Genomic DNA, 21,516 nt, shown 5'->3' with positions numbered 1-21,516 from the left:
GGGAGGAGGGACGCGCCGGCGATGAACGCCGGTTGCTGTCGGCCTCGTTGTCCGAACGCGAGGCCCAGATCTGCGAAATGATCCTGCAGGGGCATACCGCCAAGACCATCGGTCGCCGTCTCTCGTTGTCCGAGAACAGCGTCGTCACCTACCGCAAGCGGGCGTACCGCAAGCTCGGCATCAGCCGCAAGTCGGAACTGATCGAGTTGTTGCACCGGCAACCCGCATCGGACCAATCCGGCTGAGCGCGCCTCCGGGCAGGGATACTTTGTCGACTTTGACCGATATCAAGCGCCACGGCGGGTGCGGGTGCTAGGCTTGAATGCCATCCTTCGAACAGGTATCCAGACAGCCTGACTCATGAATCTTACCCAGTACGTCAATACCTTCGGCGGGCTGATGCGTGCCCGCCATGGCTGCAAGGTCCACAAGGTCTCGATCAACGCGGCGTTTACCTGTCCCAACCGGGATTCGACCAAGGGGATCGGCGGCTGCACCTTCTGCAACAATGCTTCCTTCAATCCCAATACGCGGCGCATTCCGGGCGTCGAGGAGCAGGTCCGTGCCGGCCAGGCGGTGGTCGGCCGGCAGATGAACGCGCGCCGGTTTATCGCCTATTTTCAGGCCTATACCAATACCTATGGCGATGTCGGGACACTGGCCGCGCTCTACGACAGCGCCTTGTCCGTCCCGGGCGTGATCGGCCTGTCGGTCGGCACCCGGCCCGACTGCGTACCCGATGCCGTACTGGATCTGCTAGCCTCGTACCGGGACCGGGGTTATGAGGTCTGGCTCGAACTGGGGCTGCAATCCGCGTCGGATGCGGTGTTGCGGCGCGTCAATCGCGGTCATGACGTCGCCTGTTACCGGGATGCGATGAAACGCGCGCGCCGTCGAGGCCTGCAGGTCTGCACACACCTGATCGTCGGACTGCCGGGGGAGGCACCCGAAGCCAGTCTGGGCGCGGCACAGCTGGCGATCGAGCAGGGGACCGACGGTCTGAAACTGCATCCGCTGCACGTGGTGAAAGGGACCCGGATGGCGCGGGAATGGAAGCAGGGCCAGGTGCCGGTGCTCTCGCAGTCCGAATATGTGGATATCGTTTGCAGCATTATCCGGGCGGCGCCGGAAGACTTGAGTTTTCACCGGCTGACCGGAACGGCCTCCCGCGAACTTCTTTTGGCGCCAGACTGGTGTGCCCACAAGTGGTCGGTGCTGAACCTGATCGGCGACCGATTGGCGGGTCAGGCGGCAGGCGAGTCGGCTATTGTCGGCAACAGTTCCCGCCGTATCGAAGTATCGCCCATCATTTGCAGGGGTTAGGCAAGGTAGCTCGGAATTGAAGTCTTTTTGAAGAAGGCGGGTGAATCATGTACGGACTCTTGCTGCTGCTGCACATACTGGGCGCCACCGTCTGGACCGGCGGGCACCTGGTACTGGCGCTCACCGTCCTGCCCCGGGTCATCCGGGAACGCTCGCCGTCCGAGCTGCTGCGCTTCGAAGAGGGATTCGAGAAAATCGGCATGCCGGCACTGCTGATCCAGATCATCACCGGGCCGATACTGGCCTATCGCCTGCTTCCGAACCCGGTGCACTGGATCGATCCCGGCAACCCGGTCGCCCGTGTGCTGATGCTGAAGCTGGGTCTGCTGGCGCTGACGGCCGCCTTCGCCGTCCATGCCCGTTTCCGGGTGATCCCGCGACTGTCCGAGCACAATCTGCGGGTCATGGCCTGGCATATCATCCCGGTCACGCTGTTTGCGGTGCTCTTTGTGGTCGTCGGCGTATCCTTCAGGACGGGCTGGTTCTATTGATCGATAAAGAAATGTAAAGACTCTTCGTTTCCCGGGCGCTTTCCGGTCTGTTTGCCAGGCAGACAATTGCTCCTGCATTGTCTGCACAAAGGCCTTCCATGGCCTAGCCTTATGGACTGATCTGGCCCGATGATGCAGAGGTGTTTATGGACGCGAACAAGGATAACGGCAAGCGGTACCCGATCCCCCAGGAAGCCTTCGACTGGTACGACGAATACGCCCACGGCATCATCAGCCGGCGCGAATTTCTGAGCCGGCTGTCGACCCTGACGGCGCTGGGCTTCAGTCTGAGCGTGCTGACCTCGGCGCTGCTCCCCAACTATGCCCTCGCCGAGCAGGTGTCGTTCAACGATCCCGATATCCGGGCCGAATACGCGACCTTTCCGTCCCCCGACGGGCATGGCGAGGGACGGGGATATCTGGTAACTCCGACGGCGGTCACCGAGTCGGCGCCGGTGGTGCTGGTGGTGCACGAGAACCGCGGTCTCAACCCCTATGTCAAGGATGTGGCCCGGCGGGTGGCCAAGGCCGGGTTCATCGCCTTCGCGCCGGATGCCCTCCATACCCTGGGCGGCTATCCCGGCAATGATGACAAGGGGCGCGAGCTGCAGAGCTCGATGGACAGGGAAAAGATCGAGCAGGACTTCATCGCCGCGGCCCGCTTCCTCAACGACCATCCGCTGAGCAACGGCAAGCTCGGCGTCGTCGGCTTCTGTTTCGGCGGCTATATCACCAATATGCTGGCGGCCCGGGTGCCGGATCTGGTCGATGCCGCGGTGCCTTTCTATGGCACGCCGGCGGCCAAGGAGCTGCGCGGCGATATCAAGGCGCCGCTGCTGATCCATCTGGCGGGACTCGACGAGCGCGTGAATGCCACCTGGCCCGACTACGAGGCCGATCTCAAGGCCGGCGACAAGCAGTACCAGATGCACCTGTACGAAGGCGTCAACCACGGTTTCCACAACGATTCCACCGGGCGCTACGACGAAGCTGCGGCGGAACTGGCCTGGAGCCGCACCCTCGAGTTCTTCAAGCAGCATCTGATGTCCTGAGCCTGGGAGTCTGTCGGACTTAACACTGATCTACTGCGGAAAAGCCGATTTTGGCCATTTTTTGAGCGCTTTCTTGTTAAATAGAACCACTATTCGCCGTAAAATCGCTAAAAAACTGACTCAAAACGGACTTTCCCTCGCTACGATCGGCTAAGTCAGACAGGCTCCTAGGGTACCGGCAAGCGGGCATTGATTGACGGGCCCGCTTCGCCTGGACAATCCTGCAAACTGGAAATACACCGATAGCAGGCAGGACCCATGTCGATGTCACAGGTTCAGCGGGGCAATGTGACCCTGGCTGACCGTCTGTCGCCAGGACGGCAGCAGCCGAGCCCTCAGGGACGATTCACGGCGTGTCAGGCAGGGTCATATCGAGCCGGGGCGTCCCGTCACCAAAAGGAGAAAGTGCGTTTGCCCGTTGACAGGGGGCCGGCAACTGACAAAACCCCGCATTGGCCGTATTATTCACCCCCTGTTTCAACGCGGAGGCCAAGGCATGTCTGAATCCCCTGTACGCCTGACCGAATACAGCCACGGTGCGGGCTGTGGTTGCAAGATTTCTCCCAAGGTGCTGGACCAGATCCTGGTATCGCAGCTGCAGCTGCCGGATTCTCCCCAGCTGCTGGTCGGCAACAGCAGCAAGGACGACGCCGCCGCCTACGATCTGGGCAACGGTCAGGTCGTGCTGAGCACCACCGATTTCTTCATGCCGATCGTCGATGATCCGTTCGATTTCGGCCGCATCGCGGCGAGCAACGCGATCAGCGACATCTATGCCATGGGCGGCAGGCCGCTGATGGCGATCGCCATTCTCGGCTGGCCGGTCAACGTGCTGGGACCGGAAGTGGCGCAGCAGGTGGTCGAGGGGGCCGCCAGGCCTGTGCCGACGCCGGCATTCCGCTGGCCGGTGGCCACAGCATCGATGCACCGGAGCCGATCTTCGGCCTGGCGGTGACGGGCCTCACGACGCGCGAGCAGCTCAAGCAGAACGACCGTGCCCGGGCCGGGGACCGGCTCTACCTGACCAAGCCGCTCGGCATCGGCATTCTTACCACGGCGCAGAAGCAGAAGAAGCTCCGGGCGGAGCATACCCATCTGGCGCGCGACATCATGTGCCAGCTCAACAGTGTCGGCGCCCGGGTGTCGGCGCTGGAGGGCGTGACCGCGATCACCGACGTCACCGGCTTCGGCCTGATGGGCCACCTGCTCGAGGTCTGCGAGGGCAGCGGTGTCCAGGCGGTGGTGGATGCCGGCACCGTGCCGGTGATCCCCGAGGCGCTGGCGTACCTGGCCCAGGGTGCGTGCCCGGCGGGACCGGCCGCAACTTCGACAGCTACGGCCACAAGCTGGCACCGATGGCGCCCCGGGTGCAGCAGCTGCTCTGCGATCCCCAGACCAGCGGCGGCCTGCTGATAGCGGTGCGGCCGGAACAGGCGTCGGCGCTGGAGGCGCTGCTGGCCGGGCAGGGCGTCTGTCACCGCAGTATCGGCGAGCTTCGTGCCGCGGACGGCGGCCCCTTCGTCGAGGTCGTCGGCGAGGTGGCGCCGTGAGCCGACCCGATACCGGGGATTTTCTGTCGATCTTCCTCGACGATATTCCGCTGATCGACACCCGCGCCCCGGTGGAATTCGAAAAGGGGGCTTTCCCGAGCAGTGTCAGTCTGCCGCTGATGACCGACGAGGAGCGGGCGCAGGTGGGGACCTGCTACAAGCGCCAGGGACAGCAGGCGGCCATCGAGCTGGGGCACCGGCTGGTGCATGGCGAGATCAAGGCGCAGCGCGTGGCCGGCTGGGTCGACTTCGCCCGCCGGCATCCCGACGGTTACCTCTACTGCTGGCGTGGCGGCCTGCGCAGCCAGACCTGCCAGCAGTGGATGCGCGAGGCGGGCTGCGACTTTCCGCGCATCAGCGGCGGTTACAAGGCGATGCGCCGCTTCCTGATAACCGAGTTCGAACGGATCTGCACACAACGGCCGCTGTTGCTGCTGGGCGGACGCACAGGCTGCAACAAGACCGCCCTGGTCGAGGCGTTGCCGCAGGCGGTGGACCTGGAAGGGCTGGCACACCATCGCGGCTCCAGCTTCGGGCGCCGCCCCGGCGGACAGCCGACCCAGCTCGGCTTCGAGAACGCGCTGGCGGTCGCGCTGCTGAAGGCGGAACATCAGCCGTGCGTGCGTGCGGGTCAGCCGCTCCTGCTGGAGGACGAGGGGCGCCTGGTCGGCCGGTGCATGGTGCCGCCATTGCTGCAGCAGGCGATGGAGCGCAGTCCGATCCTGGTGCTGGAGGTACCGCTGGATGAGCGGATCGAACACAGTTACCGCAACTACATTCTGCACAAGCTCGACGAGTGGCAGCGGCAATCGGGGGAGGCCGGGGGCTTCGAGGCCTTCGCCGACGACCTGAGCCAGTCACTCTACCGGGTGCGCAAGCGGCTGGGTGGCGTGCGCTACCGCGAGGTCGGCGCGCTGCTGGAGCGGGCGCTCGACAGCCACCGCAACGGCAATCCGGAGCCCCACCGCGACTGGATCCGCCACCTGCTGGTGGATTACTACGATCCGATGTACGACTATCAACTGGACAAGCGTGCCGGGCGCATCGTCTTCCGTGGCGACCGGGTCGCGGTCCGCGATTATCTCACTTCAACCGCTGACTGACAGGAAAAGGAAACCTATGTCTATATTGCGACGTTTACTGACGCTGGCGCTGCTGCTGCCGGCACTGGCCCGGGCCGAAAGCTTCGTGTTCACCGCCATTCCGGACGAGGACGAGTCCCGCCTGCAGCAGCGCTTCGGCAAGGTGGCCGACTACCTGAGCGGGCAGCTCGGGGTCGAGGTGCAGTACATTCCGGTCAAGTCCTACGCCGCGGCGATCACGGCGTTTCGCAACAATCAGGTGCAGCTGGCCTGGTTCGGCGGCCTCTCCGGCGTCCAGGCGCGCCGCCTGGTGCCCGGCTCCGAAGCGCTGGCGCAGGGCTACGAGGATCAGTTCTTCAAGACCTATTTCATCGCCCACGAGAGCGCCGGGGTCGAGGCGGGCGAGTCGCTGAGCGACGCCGTCAGGGGCAAGACCTTCACCTTCGGCTCCAAGGGCTCCACCTCGGGGCGCCTGATGCCGGAGTTCTACCTGCGCGAACGCTTCGGCGCCGCGCCGGACGAGATCTTCTCCCGCGTCGGCTTCTCGGGCGATCACAGCCGCACCATCGCCCAGGTGCAGTCCGGCGCCTACCAGATCGGGGCGGTGAACTACAGCGTCTGGGAGAGCGAGCTCGAGCAGGGCAAGATCGACGAGCGCAAGGTCAGGGTGATCTGGACCACGCCCAGCTATCCGGACTACCAGTGGACCCTGCGCGGCGATGTCGATGCGCATTTCGGCGCAGGCTTCAGGGACAGGGTACGCGAGGCGCTGCTGGCGATGAAGGATCCGGAGCTGTTGCAAAGCTTCCCGCGCCAGAGCTTCGTGCCGGCGAGCAATGCCGACTACGCGCCGATCGAGGATACCGCCAGGGCGATCGGACTGCTCGATGAGTGAGCGGATGGGCCGCTCCCGTGCCCTGTTCCGGCTGACCGGCCAGTCGCTGGCTTACGGTCGGCAGCGGGTGCTGGACGATATCAGCCTGAGTATCCGCAAGGGCGAGAAGGTGGCGCTGCTCGGCCCCTCCGGGGCCGGCAAATCGTCGCTGCTGAACCTGCTCTACAGTCTGCAGCCGCAGCAAAGCGCGCTGCAACCTCAGGGCGGGGGACTGGTGGATCTGCTGTCGGTGTACCAGAACATCTTCATCGGCGCGCTGGATCGCGTCGGCAACCTGCCGGCGCTGTGGAACCTGCTGCGGCCGCTGCCGGTCCATCGCCGAGCGATCACGGAAGTGGCGCAGCAGCTCGGTCTGGAAGACAAGCTCTGGCAGTCGGTGGACCGGCTGTCGGGCGGGCAGCGTCAGCGGGTCGCCATCGGCCGTGCGCTCTATCGCCGCCAGCCGGTCTTCCTCGGCGACGAGCCGGTATCGTCGGTGGATCCGCTGCAGGCCGAAACGCTGCTCGGACACCTGCTCGAGCAGCACGAGACGGCCGTGGTGAGTCTGCACAACCGTGGGCTGGCGCTGGATCACTTCGATCGTATCCTGGTGCTGCGCGACGGTCGCATCCGTTGCGACTGTGCGGCCCGCGAACTCAGCCCCGCGGACCTCGACGACTTTTACCAGCAGGAGGCGTCGCCGGCCCGGCGCCGCCCCTTCCCGACAGTGACGGCTGGGTGATTCGCACTTCATGATGTCGGCCACCGGTTTCCTTTCGCGTCCGGGCTCCAGCGTACGCAGGCTCAACGGCGTCTGTGCACTGTTGATTGTTGCCGCGCTGCTGGCGCTGATCGGCGCCGATATCGAGATCTATCCGGTGGATCCCTGGGAGGAGCTGTCGCGCATCGGGCTGGGACTGATACGGCCGGGCTGGACCGACCTGCCGGCGCTGCTGCAGGCGCTGGGGCAGACCATCGCCTTTGCCCTCCTGGCGGTGGCACTGGCGGCGCCCTGGGGCTGGCGCTGGCGCTGGCGTATCGCCGGTTGCCGGTGCGGCTGCTGTGCGCGGCGGTGCGCTCGGTGCACGAGCTGTTCTGGGGGCTGATCTTCATGCAGCTGTACGGCCTCAGCGCCACCACCGGTGTGCTGGCGATCCTGGTGCCCTTCACCGGCGTCTTCGCCAAGGTGTTCGCCGAGATCTTCGAACAGCAGGCGCCGGAACCGGCGCATACAGTGCCGCCGGGCGTGGGCGCGCTGAAGCGTCATCTCTATACGCTCGTTCCCCGGCCTGGCCGGCGCTGCTGAGCTACACCCGCTACCGCTTCGAATGCGCGCTGCGCTCGAGCGCGATCCTGGGTTTCATCGGCCTGCCGACGCTGGGCTTTCACCTCGAGACGGCGTTCAAGCAGGGACAGTACAGCGAAGCCGGTGCGCTGCTCTGGGCCTTCCTGCTGCTGATCGGCAGCATCCGTTTCTGGCTGCGGCCACGGCTGATTCCGGTCTATCTGCTGGTGGCGATCTGGCTGTTGCCGCAGACCATCGGCTTCAGCAACGGCGGCTATCTGTGGCAGTTCGTCAGTCAGGATATCTGGCCGGCCGCGCTGCGGCAGGGGGACTGGTCAGCGACGCTCGACTGGTACGGCGCCCTGTTCAGCGGGCAGATCTGGCCGGGACTGGTACAGACGCTGCTGCTGACCCAGATCGCGCTGGTGCTGACCGGTATTTTGATCCTGGCCGCCTATCCCTTCGCTACCCGGGCGCTTGCCGGGCCACGGGGGCGCTGGCCCGGACGCTTCCTGCTGCTGGTGCTGCGTTCGACGCCGGAGATGGTGCTGGCCTATGTGCTGCTGTTGCTGTTCGGTCCCTCGGGCCTGCCGGCGGTACTGGCGCTGGCGCTGCACAACGGCGGGCTGATCGCCTTTCTCGTCGCCAACGCCAGCGACGCCGAACACAATGGCCCGCAGGCCCGGCCGGACGATCCGACAGGACTCAAGCGTTACGCCTATATCGAAACGCCGCGACGTTTCCCGGCCATGCTGGCGCTGCTGTTCTATCGCTGGGAGGTGATCCTGCGCGAAAGCGCCATCATGGGAATACTGGGTATCGCCACTCTGGGCTTCTATATCGACTCGGCGTTCGAGGAGATCCGCTACGACCGCGCCTTCCTGCTGATCCTGGTGACGGCAGTTCTGAACATGCTGGTCGACAGCCTGTCGCGACGCCTGCGTCGGCTGGCGCGCAGCGAAAGCGGGAGGCAGCTGCAGTAGCCGCTAGCCGAACTTCCCCGGGACGAGCACCGAATCGAGGCGCCGGGCAATCTGTCCAGGCTGCTGCTGCAAGTTCAGGAGCCCGGGGGACGTCATCAACCTGGCGACGCAGAACATCTGGCTGCAGAGTCGGCATGGCGCCGGCTGTCACGTCATTGGAGCGCCCGGTGCAGCGGCTTCAGGGGTACTCAATATTATTCGGTAAATTCGGCATCGGTTTGTTGCGGTGATGGCGTTCGGTACATAAAATCAATCAGGATTACAGCCACTTTACAGGGACCTGGTATCAAAGTGCTGTCAGAAACCGAACGCTGGCGACAAAAATATTTCGATCAGCTTGCAACGACCGAGCAGGAAGAAACGAGTCTGAGAAACCGCATGCGTACGCTGGAACGACTTTTGTTCCGTGTCACCGCGGCCGTCCAGGGCGTCGACAGCGAGCTGGACTGCGAACTGCTCGAGCTTCACGCGCTGTTGCAGCAGGAGGGCACCGATCTCGTTGTGCTCGACACTCTGGTCAAGCAGGTCGAGCAATCCGTGCAGGGGCTGGACCGGCGCCGCCAGCGGGATACCGAAACGGTGCTGGGGACGCTCTGCAGCCTGGTCGATCAACTGCTCGGGTGCGAGCTGCCCGAAAGCCATAAGGCCGCGCTGGTCGATCTGGGCAATCGGCTGCAGCAGCGGGTTGCCGGTCTGCAACGCTATCCGGTGCTGCTGGCGGAGTATGGCCGTCTGCAGGCCCAGGCATTGCAGCAGATCGCGCCACCACCGCCGACGGCACGCAAGGCGGGCTTCCTCGACCGTTTTTTCTCCCGTGTCGCTCTCGATTCGCCCGAGCACTACGGCTATACCGCCGGCGATCTTGCAGCAACCGATCCTGAGCCTACCGCCATAGTCGATCAGCTTTCGGCATCGTTGCGCAGTCTGGTCGAACAGCTGCCGTTGCCGGGCGCGATGCATGCGGAGCTGAGCCAGCTGAAAAGTCGTCTCGACGCAGGGGCGGATAGCGAAGCGCTGCTGGACGTTTTCGATGCGGTCGTTGACCTGGTGCTCAGCGCCCTTGGCCGGGGACAGCAGGAGTTCGAGCTGTTTCTGCAGTCGCTGGACGAACGCCTCAACGGCATCCAGCAGGTGCTCGATCGCAGCCAGGCCAACCACTCCAGCTCCCGGAACAACAATGCCGAATTGCAGCATGCCGTGCGCCGGCATGTAACCAACCTGCAGGCGAGCATGCAGGCGGGGCCCGATGTCGAGAGCCTGATGTCAACGGTCAACTCGAACCTGGATTCCATCCTCGACTCCCTGGACCGCTTTATGCAAAAGGAGGCCGAGCGCGAGCAGTCGGCCGATGCGCAGTTGGGGGAACTGCAGCAACGCCTGAGCCAGATGGAAGAGGACTCCCGCGAGTTGCAGCAGCAGGTGATCCGGGAGCAGCAGCGGGCGCTGACGGATGCGCTGACCGGCTTGCCCAATCGCGTGGCTTACGAACAGCGCGCTCAGCTGGAGCTGCAGCGCTGGGATCGCAACCGCTGTCCGTTGACGGTGGCTGTACTGGATATCGACAAGCTCAAGGCGATCAACGATGAATACGGTCACCTGGCCGGCGACAAGGTCATTCAGCTGATCAGCAAGGAGGTCGCCAGCCTCCTGGGCGAGGCCGACTTTATCGCCCGCTACGGGGGCGAGGAGTTCGTGATACTGCTGCCGGAAAAGGACCTGGCCGCTGCGGCGCAAGCACTGGAAAAGGTGCAGGAACAGGTGGCCCGGCTGCCATTCCACTTCCGCAATCAGCGTGTGCGCATAACCGTCTCGATCGGGCTGTGCGAAATGTACCAGGGGCGCAGCTGGTGGATGTGTTCCACAAAGCCGATCAGGCCCTGTACCAGGCCAAGCACAATGGCCGCAACAGGATAGAGCTGGCGTAAAGGGCGGTTACACGTGACGGGTGACGGGTTAGGCGTTACGAATCAATCTCACCGGTCACCCGTCACCCGTCACCCGTCACCCGTCACCCGTCACCCGTAACGCGTCACCCGTCACCTGTAAAGCAGATGCGGCAGCACCAGCGAGATCCAGCTGACCAGGGTGATCAGCAGCAGACGCACGATGTCCGCGCACCAGAAGGGGGTGATGCCGCGAAAGATGACGCCGGTGCGCACGTCCGGCAGCACGGCGCTGAGCACGAAGACGTTCATTCCCACCGGCGGCGTGATCAGGCTGATCTCGGTGACGATCACCACTACGATGCCGAACCAGACCGGGTCGAAGCCCAGGCTCTGCACCAGCGGGAAGAAGATCGGCACCGTCAGCAACAGCATCGACAGGCTCTCGAACACCATGCCGAGGATCATGTAGATCAGCAGGATCACGAAGATCACCGCCATCGGCGGTATCTCGAGCGAGGTGACAAAGGTCAGCAGTTCGTCCGGCAGGCCGGCGCGGTTGATGAAGTTGGAGAAGATCAGCGCGCCGATCAGCACTGCGAACAACATGGCGCTGGTGCGGGCGGTGTCGGTCAGCAACTCGAACAGCGACCGCAGGCTCAGCGATTTGCGCAGCAGGGCGATGACGAAGGCACCGCCGGCACCGATACCGGCCGCCTCGGTCGGGGTGAAGACGCCCATATAGATGCCGCCCATCACCAGCACGAACAGCAACAGGATGTCGCGCACGTCCTTCAGGGCGCGCAGGCGCTCCGGCCAGCCCGGCGCTCGCCGCCCGGACCCTTCCCGGGGTGCGCCAGACCACCCAGCGCACGGCGCCCAGGTACAGCAGGATGCCGATCAGGCCCGGCAGGAAGCCGGCGGCGAACAGCTCGCGAATGCTGGTTTCGGTCAACAGGCCGTAGATCACCAGGATCACGCTCGGCGGAATCAGAATGCCGAGGGTGCCACCGGCCGCGATAGAGGCGGTGGCCGGAGTCGTCATAGCCGTATTTGCGCATCGGCGGCATCGCCACCTTGGCCATGGTCGCGGAGGTGGCCAGACTCGAGCCGCAGATCGCCGAGAAGCCGCCGCAGGCGACCACGGTCGCCATCGACAGGCCGCCTTTCATGTGGCCGAGGAAGGCATTGGAGGCGCGGTAGAGCTCATGGGACAGTCCGGAGCGGGTCACCAGGTTGCCCATCAGGATAAACAGCGGAATGACGGACAGGCTGTATTCCTGGGCGGTGGAGACGACCCGCGACGAGGCCATCGCCAGCGGCGCCGTCCAGCGGAAATCCATGAAGTTGTCGAAGCCGAGTCCCGAGAGGTAGGCGAAACCGAAGAAGCCGACCAGGGCCATCGCGAAGGCAAGCGGAATTCTCACCATCACGATCAGGATCAGCAGCAGGGCGAAACCAGTGAGTGCAACGGTCATGATGTTGGGTTCTCGCAGTTATTGTTATGGGTTGCCGCCATCAGGCGGTGACCGCGGCGGCCCTGCCGCGGAATAGCCTGTAGATGCCCCAGGTCAGGGTGCCGGCGGCGGCGATCCAGCACATCACGCCGATATACTGGATGACGTAGCCGATCGGCAGCTGCAGATGCTCGGTGACCTCGTTGCGCCGCAGCGAGCGGGCAGCCTCGACGAAGATGCGCTCGCCCAGGAAGTAGAGGGAGGCGGTGATCACGACCGCCGACAGGCTCTCCAGCAACTTCACCCAGGCCTGGCCGAAGAAGTTGTCCATGATGTCGACCACCACATGGGTGCCGCGCCAGGTGATGACCGGGATCTCCGCGAAGACGATCACGGCGATGGCGATCTCGGTCATCTCCACCGCGCCGTCCACCGCATTGCTGAAGAAATAGCGGCCGACGACATCGGCGCAGGTCAGCAGCATCAGCAGCACCAGGACGAGCGCGGCCAGCGCTTCGAGGGCGAACGCCAGCCATAGCACCGGGCCTTTCTCCTTGTAGTGCGAATGCAACCAGGTAGAGAAATGCATGCCGGATATCCTCAGTTGGGGTAGCTGCGGGCGATTTCACGCAGTTCGGCCAGCGCCGCCTTGGCATCGACGCCTTCGTCGGCCACTTCCTTCAGCCAGACGTCATCGAGGCCTTCGGCGACCTTGCGGAACTCTTCGGCCATCGGTTCGTTAGCGGCGATTTCGACGATGTCGACACCGGAAGCGCGGCTTTCAACCAGGGCATCGTGACCGCACTGATCCCAGACCTCACCGGCCAGCCGGGACAGCTTCTCGCCGGAGACGCCGAGAACCGCTGCACGGTCCTCGTCGGACAGGTCGGCGAGGAAGTCCGGGTTGACGAAGATGGCAAAGCTGCCCAGGTACAGGCCGCCCGGCAGCAGCGTCAGGTTGTCGGCGACTTCGCTCAGGCGCAGGACCTTCTGCTCGCAGACTGGCATGAAGGCGCCATCGATGACACCCTGCTGCATCATCTCGTAGACCTTGGTGGCCGGCGCGTTGACCGGCGTCACGTGCATGCGTTCGCCGAGCACGCTCTGGATACCGCCGCCGAGGCGGATCTTCTTGCCTTCGAGTTCGGCCAGGCTCTTGATCGGCTCGGCCATCTGAATCTGACCCGGGGCGTGGGTAAAGAGACCAACGACCTCGAGACCGATGTGCTCGTCAGCCGGCTTCAGGTACTTCTCGTACACACGCCAGTAGGCCACGGAGGCGGCTTCGGCGCCGGCGCCGAGCAGCGGCTGTTCGACGATCTGGGTCAGGCGGAAACGGCCGGGCACGTAGCCGTGGAAGGACCAGCCGGCATCGGCGACGCCGTCTTCGACCAGGGTGAACAGATCTTTCGGGTGACCGAGATCATAGTCGATCTTCAGCGTCACACGGCCTTCGGTCGCCTCTTCGATCCACTTGCCCCAGGTGGGCAGCACCACGGCATTGTGGGGATGGGTCGGCGGCAGCCAGCTGGCGACGTGCATCTCTGTCTGGGCCAGCGCGGGCAGGGCGCTGAAGGCGGCGATGGAGGCAGCGGCAGTGAGGAGTTTTTTAACGTTCATCGAAGTTTCCTTATTATGGTTATCAACTTTCGTTCAATGATCGGAGCACCGACGACCGGCGCATGCGAACTTGATATTCAGCAATCTTATTTGAAGCGGCGGCGGGGATCATGAACCTTCCGCTCACAATATTGTTTCCCCTATGGAACAAATCCCTCGATAAGGTCCAACCGAAGATTAACCGTTTCCGGGGGCGGGCCTGTCCCCCGTTTAGAAGGACAGCCCGCTGTCAACGGTCCGGGTCAATCCTCCCGGCGGGCGACCAGTGTCAGGATGTTGTACAGCGCGACCGGCCGGTCGTGCTGATTTCTGACCTCGACGTCCCAGACCACCACGCCGTTGGGTTGCTCATCCTCGGAACGGCGGTCCTTCCTGATCTTCTGCTTGCAGGTGAGGCGTACCTGAATCGTGTCGCCGATACCGACCGGTTCGACGAAGCGCAGGTTCTCCATGCCGTAGTTGGCCAGCACCGGACCGGGGAGGGCTCGACGAACAGGCCGGCGGCCGCCGAAATGACGAAGTAGCCGTGGGCGACGCGCTTGCCGAACATCGAGTCCCTGGCCGCCAGTTCGTCGAAGTGGGCGTAGAAATGATCGCCCGACAGGCAGCCGAAATTGACGATATCCGCTTCGGTGACGGTACGGCGGTGGGTGATCAGGGTTTCGCCGATCTTCAGCTCCTCGAAGTACTTGCGGAAAGGGTGTACCGGATCCGTGATCTCCTCGGAGCCCGGGTTGAATTCCCGGGTGATCGCCGTCAGGGTGGTCGGGTGGCCCTGGATTGCCGTGCGTTGCATATAGTGCTTCACCGCGCGCAGGCCGCCCAGTTCCTCGCCGCCGCCGGCGCGGCCCGGACCGCCGTGGACCAGCGTCGGCAGCGGCGAGCCGTGGCCGGTGGATTCCTTCGCGCAGTCGGCGTTCAGCACCAGCAGGCGTCCATGCCAGGCCGCGCAGCCGAGCACCAGGTCCCGTGCCTCGCGATCGTCCGCCGTGACGATCGAGCCGACCAGGCTGCCCCTGCCCCGTTTGGCGATGGCGATGGCCTGATCGATGCCTTCATAGGGCATCAGCGTCGAGACCGGGCCGAAGGCTTCGATCGCGTGCGGAGCCTCGTTCTGCAGCGGCTGGTCCGCATACAGCAGGGTAGCGGGGAAGAAGGCGCCGGTTTCGGTGTTGCCCCCGAGGACCGGGAAGTCACGCTCGCCGCCAAACAGCAGCTCGCAGCTCTGGCGAAGTTCCGCGACCCGGCCCCAGACGTCCTCGACCTGGCTGCGGCCGACCAGCGGCCCCATGCGCACGCCCTCGACCGACGGGTCGCCGACGGTGATCCTGTCGAGGCGTGCCTTCAGTGCCTCGGCGACCGCCTCGACGCGGTTGCGCGGCACGATGGCGCGGCGGATGGCGGTGCACTTCTGACCGGCCTTGACGGTCATCTCCCGCGCGACTTCCTTCACATAGAGGTCGAACTCCGCCGAGCCCGGCTCCACGCTGTCGCCGAGGATGCTGCAGTTCAGCGAGTCGGCTTCCATCGTGAAGGGGATCGACTTCGCGACGATATTGGGATGGCTGCGCAGTTTCCGGCCGGTGGCGGCAGAGCCGGTGAAGGTGACCACGTCCTGCTCGTCGAGCAGGTCGAGCAGGTTGCCGACGCCGCCACAGATCAGCTGGACCGAACCTTCCGGCAGCAGGCCGCTGGCGACGATCTCGCGCACCATCGCTTCGGTCAAATAGGCCGACGCCGTCGCGGGCTTGACGATCACCGGTACGCCGGCGGCGAGGCTCGGGGCGATCTTCTCCAGCATGCCCCAGCAGGGGAAGTTGAAGGCGTTGATGTGGACCGCGACGCCCTCCTTCGGCACCAGCAGGTGGCGGCCGATGAAGGAACCTTGGCCGGACAGCCGGATGGCGTCGTCCTCGACGAGGAACGTCTCGTTCGGCAGTTCGCGTCGCACCAGACTGGAGTAGGTGAAGAGGGTACTGATGCCGCCCTCGATGTCGATCCAGCTGTCCGTGCGGGTCGCGCCGGTCCAGGCGGAGATGCGGTAGAAAGCCTCCTTTTTCTCCATCAGCCGTTGCGCCAGTGTCTTCAGCGCATTGGCCCTTTCGTGGAAGGTCATCCTGCGCAGAGCAGGTCCCCCGTGTTCACGGGCATGGCGGACGGCGTCGGCGAAGTCGATGCCGTTGCTGCTGACGCTGCAAACCGGTTCGCCGTTGACGGCGTTGAACACCTCGGTGCCGGCATCGCTGCCTTCGTGCCACTGGCCGTGGATATAACTTTTCAATTTCATGGCAATACCTTTCACTCAGTGGTCGAAATCGAGGACGACCCTGTCGCTCACCGGGTAGCACTGGCAGGACAGCACGTAGCCGGCCTCCACTTCGTAGTCCTCGAGGGCGAAATTGGCGTCCATATCCACCTCGCCCTCGACGACGCGGGCACGGCAGGTGGAGCAGACGCCGGCCTTGCAGGAGTAGGGCAGATCGGCGCCCTGGGCATTGCCGGCATCGAGGATGTTGTCGGTATCGCGCGCCAGCTCGAAGCTGACCTGGCGCCCATCGGCAATCACTGTGATATCGCACATCTGGACACTGCCGGTCTTCTCGGGCACCCGGCGCGGCCGAGCCTGGTTGCCGCCTGTCGGTGCGAACAGCTCGTAATGGATGCGGGAGCGTTCGAGCCGGTGTGCTTCGAGCTGACCTCTGACGGTTTCGATCATCGTTTGTGGACCGCAGAGAAAGGCGGCGGTCAGGTGGGGCACATCGAGCCAGTGCTCGAATAGCACCTTGCACTTGTCGCCATCGATGCGGCCGTTGTACAGATCGATGTCCTGCTGCTCGCGGGTCATGATGTAGATCAGGTTGAACCTGTCCATGAAGCGGTTCTTCAGGTCCTCGAGCTGCTCTCGCAGGATGGTGCTGGTGGTGGCCCGGTTGCCGTAAAACAGGGTGAATTCACTGTTCGGCTCGGTTTCCAGCGTGGTCTTGACGATCGAGTAGATCGGCGTAATGCCGCTGCCCGCCGCCACGGCGAGGTATCGCCCGGCGCGGGCCGGGTCCAGCTCGACGTGGAAATGGCCGGCCGGCGGCATCGCCTCGATCGCCAGTCCCTTGCGCGCCTGGTCGTTGAGATAGTTGGAGAACAGCCCGCCCGATATCCGCTTGACGGCGATACGCAACTCGGCGTCCGAAGGCGACGAACAGATGGAGTAGGAGCGGCGTACCTCCTCGCCATCGATCAGGCTGCGCAGGACCAGGTGCTGGCCTTCGCGGTATTGATACGCGGACTTCAGCTCCTGCGGAACCGCGAACGCGATCGAGATCGCATCGCGGGTTTCCTGGCGCACGTCCGCCACTTCCAGCAGATGAAAACGGCTCATAATTGTTCTCTCTCTTTTATTTCAAACCCGCTGCCCCTTTGAGCTTCGCAAAGGTGTTGGGTTACGCTTCGCTCCACCCAACCTACGATCCAGCTATTGAAGTAGGTTGGGTGAAGGCCGCTAGGCCGAAACCCAACACCGGGCAGCCGGCTTAGATGCATTTGAAATAGTCGAAGGGTTCGAGGCAGTCGCGGCAACGGTACAGCGCCTTACAGGCGGTGGAGCCGAACTCGCTGACCCGCTCGGTGTGCGTCGAGCCGCACTGCGGGCAGGTCACCGCCGGATCCTCGCCGAGCAGGCTGCGCTTGCCGGCACTGCCCTCGGGCGGTGCGATACCGAAGGCGCGCAGCTTTTCCCGCGCCGTCTCGGTGATCCAGTCGGTGGTCCAGGCCGGCGCCAGCCGCTGCTTCAGCCGGTGATTCGTCAGGCCCGCCCGGTTCAGGGCGGTACTGATCTCCTCCTCGATAAAATGCGTCGCCGGGCAGCCCGAGTAGGTCGGCGTGACCCAGACCTCGAGGGTGTCGTCCTGCCAGCAGAGGTCTCGCACGATGCCGAGTTCGACGACGTTGACCACCGGTACCTCGGGGTCCGGCACCTGCTCGAGCAGCTGCCAGACGGCATCCAGCGACGGGCGCGTGCCCGCAGGCCAGGGCGGTCCGTCGCGATCAGGTTGTCCGCTTGCCGTTGCTCCACCAGAATCACCTCGATCGTCTTCGTGTTTACCAGGACGCGCCCGGGTAGGCCCGCGGCAGGTACTGCATTTCAGCCAGCAGGAAGCCCAGCTGTTCGGTGTGGTAGCCCTGCTTGCCGCCGGTCTGCATGTAGCTGTCCTCGGCCGGCTGCTCGAGTGTCGCTTCGGCCAGGGTCGCGGCGACATGGGCCTGCCACTGCTGCTTCACCTGCTCGAGATCGGCGCCGATACCGGCGGCCTGCAGCAGCTTGTCCGCCTCGTCGGCGACCAGCATTTCGCCGCTGTAGGTCCAGATCTCGTCGATCGCGACCTGCATCTTGGCGTGGCTCTCGTCGGTACCGTCGCCAAGACGCCTGACCCAGGCGCTGGAGCGGCGCAGGTGATAGGTCACCTCCTTGAGCCCCTTGGCGGCGATGGCCGCAATGCGTTCGTCGGCGGATGCGCTGAGCGCCTGCAGCAGGTAGTAGTGCCAGGCGTCGAACAGGTACTGGCGCGCCAGGGTGTCGGCGAAGTTGCCGTTGGACTGCTCGACGATCAGCAGGTTGCGGTATTCACGCTCGTTGCGCAGGAAGGCCAGGGCATCGGCATCGCGGCCGGCACCTTCGACCTCGCCGGCATATTTGAGCCAGGAGCGGGCCTGGCCCAGCAGGTCCAGGGCGACGTTGCCGATGGCCATCTCCTCTTCCAGAGCCGGCGCGTGGCCGACCAGTTCGCACAGGCGCTGGGCGAGGATCAGGTCGCTGTCGCCCAGTCGCAGCAGGTATTCAAAAAGTGCTTGTTGCTGATTCATGTCCCGCCTCCGTTACATGTGGCCGACTTCTTTGGGCAGGTCGTAGAAGGTCGCATGGCGGTAGACCTTGTCGTCGGACGGGTCGAACAGCGGCTCCTTCTCGTCAGGCGAGGAGGCGGTGATCTGTACTGAGGGGACGACCCAAAGGCTTACGCCTTCGCTGCGGCGTGTGTAGAGCTCGCGGGCGTTTTCCAGCGCCATGGCGGCATCGGCGGCGTGGACGCTGCCGACGTGCTTGTGGTTCAGGCCGTGCTTGCTGCGTACGAATACTTCGAAAAGGGTCCAGTCGGACATATTGGAATCTCCTGCCTCAGGCCGCGTCGGCCTTGTTATGTTTTTCGGCATGCTTGCGGGCCGCTTCGCGAACCCAGGCGCCGTTTTCGATCGCGTTGCGGCGGGTGCGCAGGCGGTCGCGGTTGCAGGGACCGTTGCCCTTGAGAACCGCGTAGAACTCGCTCCAGTCGATCTCGCCGAAGTCGTAGTGGCCGCGTTCGGGGTTCCACTTCAGATCCGGGTCCGGGGCAGTGCAGCCGAGCAGCTCGAGCTGCGGCACCGTCTGGTCGATGAAGCGCTGACGCAGATCGTCGTTGGACATGCGCTTGATCTTCCACTGCATCGACTGGGCCGAGTTGGGCGAGTCGCCGTCGTGCGGACCGAACATCATCAGCGACGGCCACCAGAAGCGGTTGATCGACTCCTGCACCATCGCTTTCTGCTCCTCGGTACCCTCGCGCATCATGTGCAGCAGGATCTGGTAGCCCTGGCGCTGGTGAAAGCTCTCTTCCTTGCAGATGCGAATCATGGCACGGGAGTACGGACCGTAAGATGTTCTTTGTAATACAACCTGGTTAACGATGGCGGCGCCGTCGACCAGCCAGCCGACGGTGCCCATGTCGGCCCAGCTCAGGGTCGGGTAATTGAAGATGCTGGAGTACTTCACCTCGCCGCTGTGCAGCTTGGCGACTTCCTCGTCGCGGTCGGCGCCCAGGGTTTCCATGGCGCTGTAGAGGTAGAGGCCGTGGCCCGCCTCGTCCTGGATCTTGGCCAGCAGCTGCAGCTTGCGCTTGAAGTTCGGCGCCCGGGTCAGCCAGTTCTTCTCCGGCAGCATGCCGACGATTTCGGAGTGCGCATGCTGGGACATCTGGCGGATCAGGGTGCGGCGGTAAGCGTCCGGCATCCAGTTCTTCGGTTCGATCTTGATGTCGGCATCGATCTTTTCCTGGAAGGCGCGCTCTTCGGGCGACATCTCCTCGAGGCGCTTGACGCGCTTGACACCGGTATCTACGAGTTGGGCGTACATGGCGGCTCCTGTGGTTCGTGGCGGGCGAAGGTGCTCCGTCGCTGTCGGATACTTAGGATTATATGACACAGAAAGTTGATGTAAAGCAATTTTGACGTGTCATTTGTCTGTGAGTGGTGAGAATCGTAGGATGGGTGAAACGACGCGGGGACAAGGGATAGCCGATTCCGACGCGGCCAGGGCGTCGTGTAACCCATCTTGGGGTGTCAAGTCAGCGCCGCGGAAGCTGGAGTCATTGATGGGTTGCGCCGCGCCACCTGCGCTGCCAACCGACAGCGGAGTGCCATTGCGGCTCCACCCATCCTACGAATGATGCCTTCTTCCCGCTAAAGCGCGATGAACCGAAAAAAGGCCGGAAGATCCGGCCAATGGTGATGAGGTCCGTTGTTCGAGGCGCGACGCCTAACGCCTAACGCCTAACGCCCAACGCCTGACCCGTCACGGCTTTCGACGCAGATCGGTCACGTGCCTGGCCTTGCCCTCGGAGCGGGCGAGGGTGCCCGGCGCATTGACGCTGATGCGGGTGCTGATGCCGATATAGGACTTGATGTGGTGCGAGAGCTCCTTCACCACGCGTGCGGTACCGTCTTCGCCGATGCCAGCGGCGTCGGGCTTGAGCTCGACCTTTACCTCCACCTGGTCGAGGTTGCCGTCGCGGCTGACGACGATCTCGTAGTGGGCCGAGAGTTCGGCGACGCGGAGGATCTGCTCCTCGATCTGGGTCGGGAAGACGTTGACGCCGCGAATGATCAGCATGTCGTCGCTGCGACCGGTGATCTTGTCGATACGGCGCATCGGCCGGGCCGTACCCGGCAGCAGGCGGGTCAGGTCGCGGGTGCGGTAGCGAATGATCGGCAGTGCCTCCTTGGTCAGGGAGGTGAACACCAGCTCGCCGTATTCGCCGTCCGGCAACACCTCGCCGGTCGCCGGGTCGATGATCTCCGGATAGAAGAGATCCTCCCAGAGGGTCGGGCCGTCCTTGGATTCGCGGCACTCCATGCCGACGCCTGGTCCCATGACTTCGGACAGGCCGTAGATGTCCATCGCATCGATGCCGAGCCGGTTCTCGAGCTCGGTGCGCATGGTGCCGGTCCAGGGCTCGGCGCCGAATACCCCCAGGCGCAGCTTCAGCTTGTGGGGATCGATGCCCTGGCGCTCCATCTCGTCGGCGAGGTTCAGCATGTAGGACGGTGTCACCATGATGACGTCCGGGTTGAAGTCGCGGATCAGCTGGACCTGCTTTTCGGTCTGGCCGCCGGACATCGGGATGACGGTGCAGCCCAGCCGCTCGGCGCCGTAGTGGGCGCCGAGGCCGCCGGTGAAGAGGCCGTAACCGTAGGCGACGTGAACCAGGTCGCCGGCATGGGCGCCGGCGGCCCGCAGCGAGCGGGCGACGACGTTGGCCCAGGTGTCGATATCGTTCTGGGTGTAGCCGACCACGGTCGGCTTGCCGGTGGTGCCGCTGGAGGCATGCAGCCGCACGATATCGCGCATCGGTACCGCGAACATGTTGAACGGGTAGTTGTCGCGCAGGTCGCTTTTCAGCGTGAACGGGAACTTCGCCAGGTCCGCGAGGCTGTTGAGTTCACGCGGATGGACGCCGGCGGCATCGAAGCTCTGACGATAGAAGGGCACGTTCTCGTAGGCGTGCATCAGGCTCCAGCGCATGCGCTCGAGCTGGACATGGCGCAGCTCGTCGATGCTGGCGGTCTCGATCGGTTCCAGTAGATGGGTCATGGTCTTGGCCGTCATGTTCATT

Annotated in this window: 19 protein-coding genes and 3 pseudogenes; 12 read left to right on the top strand and 10 right to left on the bottom strand. The window is 64.1% G+C overall.

Annotated elements, in window-relative coordinates:
- Positions 1-32: 32 nt before the first annotated feature.
- The 12 genes and pseudogenes from ACFQDL_RS00340 (at position 33) to ACFQDL_RS00285 (ending at position 10,554) form a co-directional block, all read left to right on the top strand.
- Complete coding sequence (locus ACFQDL_RS00340; RefSeq protein ID WP_379912784.1) at positions 33-245, top strand: response regulator transcription factor; 213 nt, start codon at positions 33-35, stop codon at positions 243-245.
- Positions 246-360: 115 nt separating this feature from the next.
- On the top strand, positions 361-1,323 hold the full coding sequence (gene mnmL / locus ACFQDL_RS00335; protein WP_379907275.1) for a tRNA modification radical SAM protein MnmL/YtqA: 963 nt from the start codon (positions 361-363) through the stop codon (positions 1,321-1,323).
- Positions 1,324-1,370: 47 nt separating this feature from the next.
- Positions 1,371-1,814, top strand: coding sequence for a CopD family protein (locus tag ACFQDL_RS00330; RefSeq protein WP_379907273.1), 444 nt, complete (start codon positions 1,371-1,373; stop codon positions 1,812-1,814).
- Between the two features lie 146 nt (positions 1,815-1,960).
- A complete protein-coding gene (locus ACFQDL_RS00325) occupies positions 1,961-2,866 on the top strand; it encodes a dienelactone hydrolase family protein (protein ID WP_379907271.1) in 906 nt (301 codons plus the stop codon).
- Between the two features lie 496 nt (positions 2,867-3,362).
- Positions 3,363-4,416: pseudogene (gene selD / locus ACFQDL_RS00320) on the top strand (selenide, water dikinase SelD).
- On the top strand, positions 4,413-5,519 hold the full coding sequence (mnmH, locus tag ACFQDL_RS00315) for a tRNA 2-selenouridine(34) synthase MnmH (RefSeq protein ID WP_379907269.1): 1,107 nt from the start codon (positions 4,413-4,415) through the stop codon (positions 5,517-5,519). Before selD ends, mnmH begins: the two are co-directional and overlap by 4 nt.
- 16 nt (positions 5,520-5,535) lie before the next feature.
- The gene (locus ACFQDL_RS00310; protein WP_379907267.1) at positions 5,536-6,393 is read left to right on the top strand and encodes a putative selenate ABC transporter substrate-binding protein; all 858 of its coding nucleotides are present in this window, start codon (positions 5,536-5,538) and stop codon (positions 6,391-6,393) included.
- Positions 6,386-7,114 (top strand): ATP-binding cassette domain-containing protein, encoded by a 729-nt coding sequence (locus ACFQDL_RS00305; protein WP_379907265.1) that lies wholly within the window; start codon positions 6,386-6,388, stop codon positions 7,112-7,114. Before ACFQDL_RS00310 ends, ACFQDL_RS00305 begins: the two co-directional genes overlap by 8 nt.
- Before the next feature lie 10 nt (positions 7,115-7,124).
- Positions 7,125-7,478, top strand: a complete 354-nt coding sequence (locus ACFQDL_RS00300) for a hypothetical protein (RefSeq protein ID WP_379907264.1) — start codon at positions 7,125-7,127, stop codon at positions 7,476-7,478.
- Entirely contained in the window at positions 7,454-7,678 is a 225-nt protein-coding gene (locus tag ACFQDL_RS00295) for a hypothetical protein (RefSeq protein ID WP_379907262.1), read from the top strand. The genes ACFQDL_RS00300 and ACFQDL_RS00295 overlap by 25 nt, the downstream gene beginning before the upstream one ends.
- 206 nt (positions 7,679-7,884) lie before the next feature.
- The gene (locus ACFQDL_RS00290; protein WP_379907261.1) at positions 7,885-8,640 is read left to right on the top strand and encodes a PhnE/PtxC family ABC transporter permease; all 756 of its coding nucleotides are present in this window, start codon (positions 7,885-7,887) and stop codon (positions 8,638-8,640) included.
- Between the two features lie 291 nt (positions 8,641-8,931).
- Positions 8,932-10,554: a GGDEF domain-containing protein gene (locus ACFQDL_RS00285; protein ID WP_379907259.1), complete on the top strand. Its 1,623-nt coding sequence runs from the start codon at positions 8,932-8,934 to the stop codon at positions 10,552-10,554.
- Positions 10,555-10,676: 122 nt separating this feature from the next.
- Here ACFQDL_RS00285 and ACFQDL_RS00280 read toward each other — a convergent pair.
- From ACFQDL_RS00280 to paaK, 10 genes and pseudogenes are all read right to left on the bottom strand, one after another.
- Positions 10,677-12,001 (bottom strand): annotated as a pseudogene (locus ACFQDL_RS00280) (TRAP transporter large permease).
- Positions 12,002-12,041: 40 nt separating this feature from the next.
- Positions 12,042-12,569, bottom strand: a complete 528-nt coding sequence (locus ACFQDL_RS00275) for a TRAP transporter small permease (RefSeq protein WP_379907258.1) — start codon at positions 12,567-12,569, stop codon at positions 12,042-12,044.
- Positions 12,570-12,580: 11 nt separating this feature from the next.
- Complete coding sequence (locus tag ACFQDL_RS00270) at positions 12,581-13,600, bottom strand: TRAP transporter substrate-binding protein (protein ID WP_379907257.1); 1,020 nt, start codon at positions 13,598-13,600, stop codon at positions 12,581-12,583.
- A gap of 242 nt (positions 13,601-13,842) precedes the next feature.
- Positions 13,843-15,887: pseudogene (gene paaZ, locus ACFQDL_RS00265) on the bottom strand (phenylacetic acid degradation bifunctional protein PaaZ).
- 15 nt (positions 15,888-15,902) lie between these two features.
- A complete protein-coding gene (paaE, locus tag ACFQDL_RS00260) occupies positions 15,903-16,976 on the bottom strand; it encodes a 1,2-phenylacetyl-CoA epoxidase subunit PaaE (RefSeq protein WP_379907256.1) in 1,074 nt (357 codons plus the stop codon).
- 151 nt (positions 16,977-17,127) lie between these two features.
- A complete protein-coding gene (gene paaD / locus ACFQDL_RS00255) occupies positions 17,128-17,571 on the bottom strand; it encodes a 1,2-phenylacetyl-CoA epoxidase subunit PaaD (RefSeq protein ID WP_379907255.1) in 444 nt (147 codons plus the stop codon).
- Positions 17,572-17,695: 124 nt separating this feature from the next.
- Entirely contained in the window at positions 17,696-18,457 is a 762-nt protein-coding gene (paaC, locus tag ACFQDL_RS00250; RefSeq protein WP_379907253.1) for a 1,2-phenylacetyl-CoA epoxidase subunit PaaC, read from the bottom strand.
- 12 nt (positions 18,458-18,469) lie between these two features.
- On the bottom strand, positions 18,470-18,751 hold the full coding sequence (paaB, locus tag ACFQDL_RS00245) for a 1,2-phenylacetyl-CoA epoxidase subunit PaaB (protein ID WP_379907252.1): 282 nt from the start codon (positions 18,749-18,751) through the stop codon (positions 18,470-18,472).
- A 16-nt stretch (positions 18,752-18,767) separates the two neighbouring features.
- Entirely contained in the window at positions 18,768-19,757 is a 990-nt protein-coding gene (gene paaA, locus ACFQDL_RS00240; protein WP_379907250.1) for a 1,2-phenylacetyl-CoA epoxidase subunit PaaA, read from the bottom strand.
- A gap of 438 nt (positions 19,758-20,195) precedes the next feature.
- Complete coding sequence (gene paaK, locus ACFQDL_RS00235; RefSeq protein ID WP_379907249.1) at positions 20,196-21,515, bottom strand: phenylacetate--CoA ligase PaaK; 1,320 nt, start codon at positions 21,513-21,515, stop codon at positions 20,196-20,198.
- Position 21,516: the final 1 nt, after the last annotated feature.

The organism is Marinobacterium aestuariivivens, assembly GCF_042661465.1.
Taxonomy (GTDB): Bacteria; Pseudomonadota; Gammaproteobacteria; order Pseudomonadales; family Balneatricaceae; genus Marinobacterium_A; species Marinobacterium_A aestuariivivens.
Note: the sequence above shows the minus strand (reverse complement) of the source record. Positions and strands in the feature narration are given on the sequence as shown.

Excerpts from the sequence above, each read along its gene's own strand:
- ACFQDL_RS00300 (WP_379907264.1), top strand. The coding sequence starts at position 7,125 with ATGATGTCGGCCACCGGTTTCCTTTCGCGTCCGGGCTCCAGCGTACGC.
- mnmL (WP_379907275.1), top strand. The coding sequence starts at position 361 with ATGAATCTTACCCAGTACGTCAATACCTTCGGCGGGCTGATGCGTGCC.
- ACFQDL_RS00270 (WP_379907257.1), bottom strand. The coding sequence starts at position 13,600 with ATGAACGTTAAAAAACTCCTCACTGCCGCTGCCTCCATCGCCGCCTTC.
- ACFQDL_RS00325 (WP_379907271.1), top strand. The coding sequence starts at position 1,961 with ATGGACGCGAACAAGGATAACGGCAAGCGGTACCCGATCCCCCAGGAA.
- ACFQDL_RS00305 (WP_379907265.1), top strand. The coding sequence starts at position 6,386 with ATGAGTGAGCGGATGGGCCGCTCCCGTGCCCTGTTCCGGCTGACCGGC.
- ACFQDL_RS00330 (WP_379907273.1), top strand. The coding sequence starts at position 1,371 with ATGTACGGACTCTTGCTGCTGCTGCACATACTGGGCGCCACCGTCTGG.
- ACFQDL_RS00275 (WP_379907258.1), bottom strand. The coding sequence starts at position 12,569 with ATGCATTTCTCTACCTGGTTGCATTCGCACTACAAGGAGAAAGGCCCG.
- paaC (WP_379907253.1), bottom strand. The coding sequence starts at position 18,457 with ATGAATCAGCAACAAGCACTTTTTGAATACCTGCTGCGACTGGGCGAC.
- ACFQDL_RS00310 (WP_379907267.1), top strand. The coding sequence starts at position 5,536 with ATGTCTATATTGCGACGTTTACTGACGCTGGCGCTGCTGCTGCCGGCA.
- paaB (WP_379907252.1), bottom strand. The coding sequence starts at position 18,751 with ATGTCCGACTGGACCCTTTTCGAAGTATTCGTACGCAGCAAGCACGGC.
- paaK (WP_379907249.1), bottom strand. The coding sequence starts at position 21,515 with ATGAACATGACGGCCAAGACCATGACCCATCTACTGGAACCGATCGAG.
- paaA (WP_379907250.1), bottom strand. The coding sequence starts at position 19,757 with ATGTACGCCCAACTCGTAGATACCGGTGTCAAGCGCGTCAAGCGCCTC.
- paaE (WP_379907256.1), bottom strand. The coding sequence starts at position 16,976 with ATGAGCCGTTTTCATCTGCTGGAAGTGGCGGACGTGCGCCAGGAAACC.